Below are 9,923 nucleotides of genomic sequence, written 5' to 3'. Positions count from 1 at the left end.
CCGCCCCCGGGCGCGCGGCCCCCGGGCTACGGCTCCCGGCCACCCCGCCCGCCACACCCGCCCCGGGGCTACGGCTAGCCGCCCTCCGGCTACGGCCCCCCGCAGTCGGGGCGCCCGCCCGCCGGCGCGCAGCCGCGGCCGCCCGAGGCGGGGGCCCCCGCCTCCTCGGGGGGCGGCGGGGAGGCGGACGCCACCCAGTTCCTGCCGCCGGTCGGGCAGGAGGGCGGGCCGGGCGCGCTGCCGCCCGAGCACGCCGCCGAGTCGACCGCCTTCCTCGGCGCGGTCCCGCCCGGCGAGCCGGCGGGCGCGTCGGACGCCACCCAGTACCTCCCGCCCGTACCCGGCGGGCAGCAGGCCGCGGCGTACGGGACGCCGGGCCGGGGCGCGGGCGGCGGCGCGGAGGGCGACCGCCGCACCCCGGCCGAGTTCGACAACCTGTTCCGCTCCGAGGCCGCGCCGCCGGCCGGCTCGGAGGCCGGGGCCACCGCGCAGATACCGCGCTACCAGCAGGAGGCGGCCGGGGGCGGGCACCGACCCGGCGGCCCGGCGTCGTACGACAGGGGCCAGGACGGCCCCGGCCCGCGCCGCTCGTCCAAGCTGCCGCTGATCGCCGCCGTGGTGGTCGGCTGCGCGGTGCTCGGTCTGGGCGCGGGCGCGCTGCTCAGCGGCGGCGACCAGCCCGACGACGCCAAGCCCGGCACCGGCACGGTCGCCGCCGGCTCGCCCACGCCGAGCGGGCCCGGCTCGTCGGCGGCGGAGGACCCGGCCAAGGCCCAGGCGGTGGCGCTGGACGAGCTGCTCTCGGAGAGCAACGACAGCCGGGCGGCGGTGATCCGCTCGGTGGAGAACATCAAGAAGTGCGACGACCTGACCCAGGCCGCCTCCGACCTGCGGGACGCGGCCGGGCAGCGCCGCGGCCTGGTGACCAAGCTGGGGCAGCTCCAGGTGGACAAGCTGTCCGGTCACGCCGAGCTGACCTCGGCGCTCACCGAGGCGTGGGAGGCGTCCGCGCGGGCCGACGACCACTACGCGACCTGGGCCGACCAGGCCAAGGGCCGCAAGGGCTGCAAGAACGGCCAGGCCCGGTCCACCTCGGCGACCGTGCAGGCCAACCAGGCCAGCAGCGACGCCACCATCGCCAAGCGCAAGGCCGCACCCGCCTGGAACCGCATCGCGGAGAAGTACGGCCTCACCCCGCACCAGCCCGAGCAGCTCTAGCCGCCCGCGCGACTTCAGCGGCCCGAGCGGCTCCAGCCGCCCGGCCCGGAGCCGCTGCCGCGGCCGCTCGGAGGCCGCCCCGGCGCATCCGGCGCGGCTCAGAGGTCGGCTCGGCGCATGGTGCGGGCGACGTCGACGAAGCCCTCGCGCTGGGCCACCAGCCGGCCGCCGCGGACCACCTGGAACGTCACGTGGTGGTTGACCATCCGGGGGAAGCCGGGCTCGCCCAGCATGTCCTGGTAGCGCCAGCGCAGCGTCGGGGTGAGCCCGCCGGTGTCCACCCGCACCCCGCGGGCGAACGCCCCGAGCAGCGCTTCCGCGGTGACCTCGCCGTCGCCGACCGCGGCCACCGCCTGGGCCAGCACGGTGTAGGCGATCCAGGTGGTCTGCACCCCGGTGTCGGCCGGGTCGATGCGGTCGTCGCCGAAGGCGTGCTCCTGCACCACCCGCTTCATCTGCGCCCAGCGGGCGTCCCCGGCCTCCGGGTACCAGCCGGTGACGTAGGCGCCCTCGAAGGGGCTGCCCGCGCCGCCGGTGCGGTCGATCAGCGGCTGGTCGACGCTGCCGAGCACGGAGGCCACCCGGACCTTCCGGCCGTCCTGCGGCAGCCGCCGGAAGGAGTCGAAGAAGTGGGCGGTGCGCTCGCCGAGCGCGGCCGTCACACAGCCGCCGCTGCTGCCGGCCCGGGCCCGGGCGGCCAGCGCGGCCTCCTGGTACTCGCCGGCGTCCACCGCGGCCGGGATGTCCGCGGCGGTGCGGTGGTCGCCCTCGGCGAGGCCGGAGTTGAGCAGGGCCGACAGCACGCTGTCGGACACCGAGTCGGGGCGCACCAGCGACACCCGCTCGCAGACGTCCGCCAACTGGATGCCGTTGCCGGCCAGCAGGGCCGACTGCCCGCCGTTCACCGGGTACGAGACGGGGCTGGAGAACTCGTCGTCGCTGACGCCGTAGCCGCCGATGTACGGGATGCCCGCGGCCTCCAGCGGCGGCAGCGCGGCCCGGCCGTTGCGGGTGTAGGAGCCGACGACGGCCACCGCGCCCTCCTCCACCGCGCGCCGGGCGCAGCCCGCGGCCTTGGCCGGGTCGTTGCCCTCGTTGCAGGTGAGCACCCGCAGCGGGCGTCCGCCGAGGCCGCCGCGTGCGTTGACCCAGCGCGCGTACGCCTGGGCCATGGCGGGCATGCCGGGCATGTTGGTGGCGCCGGTGTCGGCGGGCGCCCAGGTCATCACGGTCACGGTGCCGTCGTCGGCCGCGGAGCCGGGGACCATCCCGCAGCCCGCGAGCAGCGCCGCTGAGGCGAGGGCCGCGCCGCCGCGCAGCCACCGGGAGCGACGGCGGCCACGAGTCGGGGTGGGAAAGCGGAGGGGGGAGGTTCGCTTGCCGGAGCCGGTCATGGACACGCACACTTCCGCCCCATCCGTAACGCGGGAGTGTGACGGGTGCAACGGCGGATGACGCCGAGGTGAACGCCCCGGGCCGACCGCCCGTTCCGCCAGGGAACGTACGATCGAAATGTGTCAGCTTCCGTGAACCCTTCCCGTGGCGGCCGCCGCTCCTCCACCATGGGCGGCATGCCGCTCTCCGACCTGCCGTGGTGGCGCTGGCGCGCGAACGTGCGCTCGGCGCTGCACATGCTCTCCGACCCCGTCTTCCACCAGGACTGCTGGCTGGCGGGCGCGGCGGGATACGGGGACGTCACCGACGCCGTGTACCGGCTGGTCGAGGACACCTGGCTGGACAACTGGTCGGGCGAGAAGTACGTCGGGACGATCTTCCGGGACTCCGGGGAGGCCGCCCTGGTGGACGTGGCCGTGCTGCGGGTGCTGCGGATCATGCACCAGGTCGGCGCGGACGCCCCGGTCTCCGCCTACCTGGGGCACCCGGGCTGGCCGGAGGCGGTCCGCGCGGCCCGCGAGGCCCATCTGCGGATGGCGGCCGCCGACGGCGACGACCCGGACCGCCCGCCCGCCACCCTGGACGCCCTGCGCGCCCTGACCCGGGCCGCCTAGCCGCGCGTCCCGCGCGCCGGACCGCGCTCGGGCCGGGCGGCCCCGGTGTGGCATCCTGCCGGGATGACCGATCAGTACGTCCTCACGCTCTCCTGCCCGGACAAGCAGGGCATCGTGCACGCCGTGTCCAGCTACCTCTTCATCACCGGCTGCAACATCGAGGACAGTCAGCAGTTCGGAGACCGGGACACCGGCCTGTTCTTCATGCGGGTCCACTTCTCGGCCGAGCAGCCGGTCACCGTGGACAAGCTGCGGGCGAGCTTCGCCGCGGTCGGCGACTCCTTCGCCATGGACTGGCAGATCCACCGCGCCGACGAGCGCATGCGGGTCGTGCTGATGGTCTCCAAGTTCGGTCACTGCCTCAACGACCTGCTGTTCCGCCAGCGGATCGGGGCGCTGCCGGTCGACGTCGTCGCCGTGGTGTCCAACCACACCGACTTCGCCGAGCTGGCCGCCTCCTACGGCATCCCCTTCCACCACATCCCGGTCACCCGGGAGACCAAGGCCGACGCCGAGGCGAGGCTGCTGGAGCTGGTGCGCGAGCAGGACGTGGAGCTGGTCGTGCTCGCCCGCTACATGCAGGTGATCTCCGACGACCTGTGCAAGCAGCTCAGCGGCCGGATCATCAACATCCACCACTCCTTCCTGCCGAGCTTCAAGGGCGCCAAGCCCTACCACCAGGCGCACGCCCGCGGGGTGAAGCTGATCGGCGCGACCGCGCACTACGTCACCGCCGACCTCGACGAGGGCCCGATCATCGAGCAGGAGGTCGAGCGGGTCGGCCACGAGGTCACCCCCGACCAGCTCGTGGGCATCGGCCGGGACGTGGAGTGCCAGGCGCTGGCGCGCGCGGTCAAGTGGCACGCCGAGCACCGCATCCTGCTCAACGGTCGCCGCACGGTCGTCTTCGCCTAGCCGCCCGGCGTCTACGCCCGGCCGTCCGGCGTCTACGCCCAGCCGTCCGGCCCGCTCACAGCCGGCTGAGCGAGGCCGCCGCCAGGAGCACGTCGCGGATGGCGCCCCGGTCGCCGTCCTGGCCCGCGGCGGCCTCCTCCGGCTCGACGTGGCCGGCGACCAGGCGGCAGAACTCCACCCCGTCCAGCGCCACCTGCGCGATCTTGCGGTCCGGGCTGCCGACCGCGCCGGGCGAGTCCAGGGCGATGTACCAGTTCCCGCCGCCCCTGCCCTCGATCTCCAGATGCAGGGTGCGGCCCGGCGCGCCCGCCGCGGCCAGCTCACCGGGCGCCGCGAGCCCGGCTCTGCGCCGCTCGGCCAGCGCGGCCGGCAGCATCCGGGCGGCCAGGTCGATCATGCCGTGCAGGTGCGGGCCGCCGGGCGGCTCGTACGGGAAGTCGACGGCGTGCGCGATGTCCTCGGCGTGCACCCAGCACTCGAACGCCCGGTCCAGCAGGGCGTCCCGCAGCGGCAGCGTGAACGCCCCGTAGGAGACGGGGAGTTCGGAGGCGCCCGGCCCGGCGAAGGAGACCGTGCGCACCAGGGTGTGCACCTGGTCCCGCCACGGCTCGCGCACCGCCGGGGTGGGCGGCGGCCCGTCGGCCGCCCAGACCGCCTCGGTCCGCTCCAGCGGCGTCGCCCCCGGCGTACCGCCGCCGTGCCCGCTCCCGCGGTCCAGACCCAGCGCGCTGGCCACCAGCCCGTCCACCGCGGCCAGATGTCCGATCACGCCGGCGACCGTGGTGTCCCGGCCGGCCGGCTTCAGCCCGTCGAACCAGCGCAGCCGCACCGGCGCGTGCCACTCGCCCTCCCCGAGGTCGCGCAGCAGCGCGTCCAGCCGGGCGGTCTCCGCGTCGTACGGGCCGGCCCAGTCGGGCACGGGTATCGCGGCCGGGCGGCGGCCCAGGCAGTTCTCCAGCACCCGCGAACGCAGCAGCGGGTCCAGGTCCAGCGCCCGCTCGTGGTGCAGCAGACCGACCGCGTCGCGCAGCCGCAGCGCCTCCTCGGCGCACGGCGCGCACCCGGTGAGATGGTCCTCGACCGCCAGTGTCTCCTCGGCCGAGCAGGCCGCCAGCGCCCACGCGCCGAGCAGCGACTGGAGCACGCTGTGGCTCAGCACCAGCGGCTCCGCCGCGGCCTGTGCCACCGGAATCTCCTCCGGCGGCGGCGGCACCCCGTGGTCGTCCGCCGCCCAGCGCGGCCCCGGGATGCGCGGCGCCCCGCCGGTCTCGGGCGCGTCGTCGCCGAAGGGGCCGGTCACAGCGCCCGCCCGTCCAGCGGAGCGGTCTGGGCGGAGGCCAGCAGCTGGAGCCCCAGCCGCAGCCGGCGGCGCGCCTCGTCCTCGGTGACGCCCAGCTCGGCCGCGGTCTGCCGGTAGTCCCGGCGCTGGAAGTACGCCGACTCCAGCGCGGCCCGCAGCGGCACCGGCATGGACCGCACGATGAAGTCCGCCCGGGCCGCCACCGACGCCCGGTGCACCCGCTGCTCCAGCGCCTCGGCGTCCTCGGCGGACCCGCCGCCGCGCTCCCGTTGCGCCCGGGTCTCGGCCTGCCGGAGCCGGTGCACGGCCTGCCGCCGGGTCAGCTTGGCCATCCAGGAGCGCATCGAGCCGTCCCGGCGGGGCTCGTAGGCGTCCGGGTTCTCCCAGACGTAGCCGAACACCTCGCGCGTCACCCGGTCCGCGGCCTCCTCGTCGTCCAGTACGCGGTGGGCGGTGCTGTGCACCAGGGAGGCGAAGCGGTCGTACAGCTCGCCCAACGCGGCCTCCTCGCCGCGGGAGAGCCGCTGCTGCATCCTGCGGTCCCAGCGCGGGGGTGCGTCCTTCGCCATCGGGCTGCCCTCCCGTCCCTCTCCCTGCTTCCTGCTCGCTGCTCCCTGCTCCTTGTCGAATGTAGTGCGCACCACCGGCGATGCGCCTTTCTTTGCCGCAAGTGCGCCCCCCGCCTGCCCCCGGAGTGGTAGGAGGAAACGTCACTGCGGCACCATCGTGTTTCATGGAGGGGCGATCGGGCAGCAGCCGCCGATAAGGAACTGGCGCTTCCGCTTCTTTGGGCGGCCCGGTTTCGAGGTGTCCCAGTGGATCGGCGAAGGGTGAGGGGCGTGACGCTCACGGTGGACGAGGCCGAGCACGGTTCCTGGACGGTGCTCAGTATCCAGGGGGAGCTCGACCTGGTCTCCTCGCCGGTGGTGCGCAAGCGCGTGCACCAGGCGGTCGCGGACGGCCGGCGCGACGTGGTGCTGGACCTGTCCGAGGTGCTGTTCTGCGATTCCAGCGGAGTGGGCGTGCTGATCGCCTCCCGCCGGCTGCTGCACTCCTGCCGCGGCCGGCTGCGGCTGATACTGCCGGCCCGGGGCGCGGTGGAGGGCTCGCACGTCAACCGCGTCATGAGCGCGCTGGGCGTGCGCCGGCTGTTCGCCGTCTTCCCGGACGTGGCCGCCGCCACCGGCGAGGACACCGACGAACAGCTCTCCGCCTGACGGGAGTCGAGGCCCCCGGGGCTCCCCGCGGCGGCCCCCGCGGCTTCCCGGGTGAGGCCGCGCGGGGCGCGGGTACCCTCCGGGGCATGGACGCAGAGCAGCACTACCAGCGCCGGATCGGCTCCCGGTTCGACGCCTTCGACCAGGACGGGAACGGCTACATCTCGCGGGAGGACTTCTCCACCGCCGCCGGCGCGGTGCTGGAGGAGTTCGGCAAGCGGTTCCGCTCCGACGCCGGGCAGGCCCTGGCGGGCGGCGCGGAGGCCTTCTGGCAGGGCGTGGCGGGCATCGCCGACGTCGACGGCGACCAGCGGGTCACCCGGCAGGAGTTCGTGCACGGGGCGGTCAAGCGGCTGCGGGACAACCCCGAGCGGTTCGCCGAGATCGCCCGTCCCTTCGTCCGCGGGGTGCTGCTCGTGGCGGACGGCGACGGCGACGGCCGGGCCACCACCGCCGAACTGCGGCGCGTCCTCGGGGTGCTGGGGGTGGACGCCGAGGCCGCGGCGCGCGCGGCCGAGAGCCTGGACGCCGACGGCGAGGGGCTGGTCGACGAGGAGCAGGCCGTCACCGCGTTCGCCCGCTACTTCGTGACCGAGGAGCCCGCCGCCGAGTAGACCGGGTGCGCCGGCCGGGCCGGGCCGCGGGGCGGCGCTCACGGAGCGTGCCGGTGAGCAGGGGGCGCACGACGGGGAGCACAAGGGGCTCGTACCAGCGCACTGTCACCCGGCGGAGCCGGTGCTTCCACTCCGGTAGGGTGCGGGAGATGCGGACGGTTCACCGGCGACGGCGCGTACCCCGCCGTTCGACTGCCCGGCGCGGGCGTCGCACAGTATGCAGTATGCGTACTCCTTCGCGCTGGAATATGCCCGTAGCGCTTGTTGCGGTGACTGTACGTCAACCATGCTGTGCGGCACGGAGTATCACGTTCGGTGACGACTGTTGAGGCTGTGGTCGCTGTGAGACATGAGGCGAAGTGTCCGCCGATTCGGGTGGTGTGAGCGGTGCAGGTGCTTCAGGTGCAGTTGGAGATCGGTGCCGACCCGGCCGAGGTGGGGCGCGCTCGTAGATGGGCGCGGTCCCGGCTGGCCGGTTCGGGCATAGGGGACGACGAGACGCTGGCGGACACGCTGGTGCTGATCGTCTCGGAGCTCGTCACCAACGCCGTGGTGCACACCGGCTGTCCGGCCGTGCTGCGGATGCTGGCGGGCGCGGGGCCGGTCGCCGGCAAGACGGGGACGGTACGGGTGGAGGTGGCCGACGCCAGCGCCCGCCCGCCGCGTCCCCGCCAGGCCGGCGGCGAGGAGACCGGCGGCCGGGGACTGGAGCTGGTGGACGGCCTGGCCGACCGCTGGGGCTGGCAGCACGAGGGCGGCGGCAAGAGCATCTGGTGCGAGGTGGACCAGGAGGCCCCGGCCCCCGCGGAGCCGCCCGCTCCGGTCGCCTTCCTCGCCCCCGGCGCGCGGGTCGCCTCCGGCCGGTCCTGGTAGCCGCGGAAGCTCCGTCCCGGTCCGTTGTCAGTGGGGGCTGCCAGACTCCCCGGCATGACGGACACCGACGCGAACGACGAGCGGGCGAAGGCCGAGCTGCTGCGCTATCTGCAACAGGCGCGGGACGCCCTGCTGTGGAAGCTGGAGGGGCTGGGGGAGTACGACGTCCGCCGGCCCCTCACCCCCACCGGCACCAACCTGCTGGGCCTGGTCAAGCACGCCTCGGGAGTCGAGCTGGGCTACTTCGGCGACACCTTCTCCCGGCCGTACTTCGCCGACCGGGAGCCGCCGCCCTGGTGGTACACCAAGGCCGCCGAGCCCAACGACGACATGTGGGCCACGCCCGCCGAGTCCCGGGCGGACGTCACCGGCCTGTACCGCGCGGCCTGGGAGCACACGGGCGCCACCGTCGCGGCCCTGCCGCTGGACGCGACCGGCCGGGTGCCGTGGTGGCCGGCCGAGCGGGCCGAGGTCACGCTCCACCACGTCCTGGTGCGGGTCATCGCCGACACCCAGCGGCACGCGGGCCACGCCGACATCGTCCGCGAACTCCTCGACGGCAGCGTGGGCGAGTCCCCGTCGGGCAGCACCGTGCCGCCCGACGACGAGGCCACCTGGGCCGCGCACCGCGCCCGCCTCGAACGAGCCGCCCGGGAGGCCGGGGCCTAGGAGACCCGGTCGCGGAAGGCGCGGCGGTAGGCGGTGGGCGGCACGCCGAGCACGGCCAGCAGATGCGCCCGCATCGACTGGGCGGTGCCGAAACCGGCGTCCCGCGCCACCTGGTCCACCGGCAGCGCGGTCGACTCCAGCAGGTGGCGGGCGCGTTCCACCCGCTGCCGGGTCAGCCACTGGCCCGGGCTGACGCCGACCTCCTCGCGGAACCGGCGGGTGAACGTGCGCACGCTCATGGCCTCCTGGGCGGCCAGGTCGCGCAACCGCAGCGGCTCGTGCAGCCGGTCCAGCGCCCAGGCACGGGCCGACGCGGTGGTCGCCAGCCTCTCGTCCGGCACCGGGCGGTCGACGAACTGCGCCTGCCCGCCGTCCCGGTGCGGCGGCACCACGGTCCTGCGGGCCACCGAGTTGGCGATCGCCGCCCCGTGGTCGCGGCGCACGATGTGCAGGCACAGGTCGATCCCGGCCGCCACGCCGGCCGAGGTCAGCACATCGCCGTCGTCCACGAACAGCACGTCCGGATCGACCCGTACGGCCGGGAAGAGCCGCTGGAAGTGCTCGGCCGACGCCCAGTGCGTGGTGGCCGGGCGGCCGTCCAGGAAGCCGGCCGCGGCCAGCACATAGCCGCCCGTGCAGATGGACACCAGCCGGGCGCCCGGCCGCAGGTGCGCTAGCGCGGCGGCCAGCTCCGGGGACAGCCGCCCCTCCTCGTACACCGGTCCCAGCCGGTACGAGGCGGGCACCACCACCGTGTCGGCCGTCCCCAGCGCCTCCGGGCCGTGCGCCACGCACACGTCGAAGTCGGCGTCGGTGCGGACCGGCCCCTTCGCCAGCCCGCAGGTCACCGTCTCGTACAGGGCCCGCCCGTCCGCGTCCACCGCCCGGCCGAAGATCCGGTGCGGGATGCCCAGTTCGAACGGCAGCAGCCCGGCCAGCGCCAGCACCACCACCCGATGCGGCCGGGGGCCGGGATACTCGTCCATGGCCCGATCCTAGCGAAGGCTGTCATCCGGGCCACTCGTCCGGGAGGCCCGGGGCCGGAATCCTGAGGCACGTGACCCAGACGACCCCGCCGCCCCTGTCCGACGCCGCCGCCGTCCCCCTG

At 75.4% G+C, this 9,923-nt stretch carries 11 protein-coding genes; 7 read left to right on the top strand and 4 right to left on the bottom strand.

What is annotated here, in order from left to right; genetic code table 11:
• Window positions 1-615 precede the first annotated feature (615 nt).
• A complete protein-coding gene (locus C6N75_RS26425; protein WP_105871393.1) occupies window positions 616-1,218 on the top strand; it encodes a hypothetical protein in 603 nt (200 codons plus the stop codon).
• Window positions 1,219-1,316: 98 nt separating this feature from the next.
• Here the strand turns inward: C6N75_RS26425 and C6N75_RS26420 are convergent, their stop codons facing one another.
• A complete protein-coding gene (locus C6N75_RS26420; protein ID WP_105871392.1) occupies window positions 1,317-2,612 on the bottom strand; it encodes an ABC transporter substrate-binding protein in 1,296 nt (431 codons plus the stop codon).
• A 168-nt stretch (window positions 2,613-2,780) separates the two neighbouring features.
• Between C6N75_RS26420 and C6N75_RS26415 the strand changes: the two genes are divergently transcribed.
• The gene (locus tag C6N75_RS26415; RefSeq protein WP_105871391.1) at window positions 2,781-3,227 is read left to right on the top strand and encodes an SCO4402 family protein; all 447 of its coding nucleotides are present in this window, start codon (window positions 2,781-2,783) and stop codon (window positions 3,225-3,227) included.
• Window positions 3,228-3,290: 63 nt separating this feature from the next.
• The gene (gene purU, locus C6N75_RS26410; RefSeq protein ID WP_105871390.1) at window positions 3,291-4,142 is read left to right on the top strand and encodes a formyltetrahydrofolate deformylase; all 852 of its coding nucleotides are present in this window, start codon (window positions 3,291-3,293) and stop codon (window positions 4,140-4,142) included.
• 55 nt (window positions 4,143-4,197) lie between these two features.
• On the opposite strand, the gene C6N75_RS26405 is transcribed toward purU, so the two are convergent.
• Window positions 4,198-5,442 carry a maleylpyruvate isomerase N-terminal domain-containing protein gene (locus C6N75_RS26405; RefSeq protein ID WP_105871389.1) on the bottom strand — a complete coding sequence of 415 codons (1,245 nt, stop codon included), beginning with the start codon at window positions 5,440-5,442 and terminating at the stop codon, window positions 4,198-4,200.
• Complete coding sequence (locus C6N75_RS26400; RefSeq protein WP_105871388.1) at window positions 5,439-6,011, bottom strand: sigma-70 family RNA polymerase sigma factor; 573 nt, start codon at window positions 6,009-6,011, stop codon at window positions 5,439-5,441. The genes C6N75_RS26405 and C6N75_RS26400 overlap by 4 nt, the downstream gene beginning before the upstream one ends.
• A 270-nt stretch (window positions 6,012-6,281) precedes the next feature.
• Between C6N75_RS26400 and C6N75_RS26395 the strand changes: the two genes are divergently transcribed.
• The 4 genes from C6N75_RS26395 to C6N75_RS26380 all read left to right on the top strand — a co-directional run bounded on the left by C6N75_RS26395 (window position 6,282) and on the right by C6N75_RS26380 (window position 8,815).
• Window positions 6,282-6,659, top strand: coding sequence for an STAS domain-containing protein (locus C6N75_RS26395; protein ID WP_105871387.1), 378 nt, complete (start codon window positions 6,282-6,284; stop codon window positions 6,657-6,659).
• 86 nt (window positions 6,660-6,745) lie between these two features.
• Window positions 6,746-7,273, top strand: coding sequence for an EF-hand domain-containing protein (locus C6N75_RS26390; RefSeq protein WP_105871386.1), 528 nt, complete (start codon window positions 6,746-6,748; stop codon window positions 7,271-7,273).
• A gap of 387 nt (window positions 7,274-7,660) precedes the next feature.
• Complete coding sequence (locus C6N75_RS26385; RefSeq protein WP_181160626.1) at window positions 7,661-8,146, top strand: ATP-binding protein; 486 nt, start codon at window positions 7,661-7,663, stop codon at window positions 8,144-8,146.
• Window positions 8,147-8,200: 54 nt separating this feature from the next.
• Window positions 8,201-8,815 (top strand): DinB family protein, encoded by a 615-nt coding sequence (locus C6N75_RS26380; protein ID WP_105871385.1) that lies wholly within the window; start codon window positions 8,201-8,203, stop codon window positions 8,813-8,815.
• Here the strand turns inward: C6N75_RS26380 and C6N75_RS26375 are convergent.
• Window positions 8,812-9,801, bottom strand: a complete 990-nt coding sequence (locus C6N75_RS26375) for a GlxA family transcriptional regulator (RefSeq protein WP_105871384.1) — start codon at window positions 9,799-9,801, stop codon at window positions 8,812-8,814. The two genes, C6N75_RS26380 and C6N75_RS26375, sit on opposite strands and share 4 nt — an antisense overlap.
• Window positions 9,802-9,923: the final 122 nt, after the last annotated feature.

The sequence above is a fragment of the Streptomyces solincola genome, assembly GCF_002982015.1.
Taxonomy (GTDB): domain Bacteria; phylum Actinomycetota; class Actinomycetes; order Streptomycetales; family Streptomycetaceae; genus Streptomyces; species Streptomyces solincola.
The sequence above is the reverse complement of the archived record's forward strand: the minus strand, read 5'-3'. Positions and strand labels throughout refer to the sequence as shown.

Excerpts from the sequence above, each read along its gene's own strand:
- C6N75_RS26375 (WP_105871384.1), bottom strand. The coding sequence starts at position 9,801 with ATGGACGAGTATCCCGGCCCCCGGCCGCATCGGGTGGTGGTGCTGGCG.
- purU (WP_105871390.1), top strand. The coding sequence starts at position 3,291 with ATGACCGATCAGTACGTCCTCACGCTCTCCTGCCCGGACAAGCAGGGC.
- C6N75_RS26415 (WP_105871391.1), top strand. The coding sequence starts at position 2,781 with ATGGGCGGCATGCCGCTCTCCGACCTGCCGTGGTGGCGCTGGCGCGCG.
- C6N75_RS26390 (WP_105871386.1), top strand. The coding sequence starts at position 6,746 with ATGGACGCAGAGCAGCACTACCAGCGCCGGATCGGCTCCCGGTTCGAC.
- C6N75_RS26400 (WP_105871388.1), bottom strand. The coding sequence starts at position 6,011 with ATGGCGAAGGACGCACCCCCGCGCTGGGACCGCAGGATGCAGCAGCGG.
- C6N75_RS26380 (WP_105871385.1), top strand. The coding sequence starts at position 8,201 with ATGACGGACACCGACGCGAACGACGAGCGGGCGAAGGCCGAGCTGCTG.
- C6N75_RS26420 (WP_105871392.1), bottom strand. The coding sequence starts at position 2,612 with ATGACCGGCTCCGGCAAGCGAACCTCCCCCCTCCGCTTTCCCACCCCG.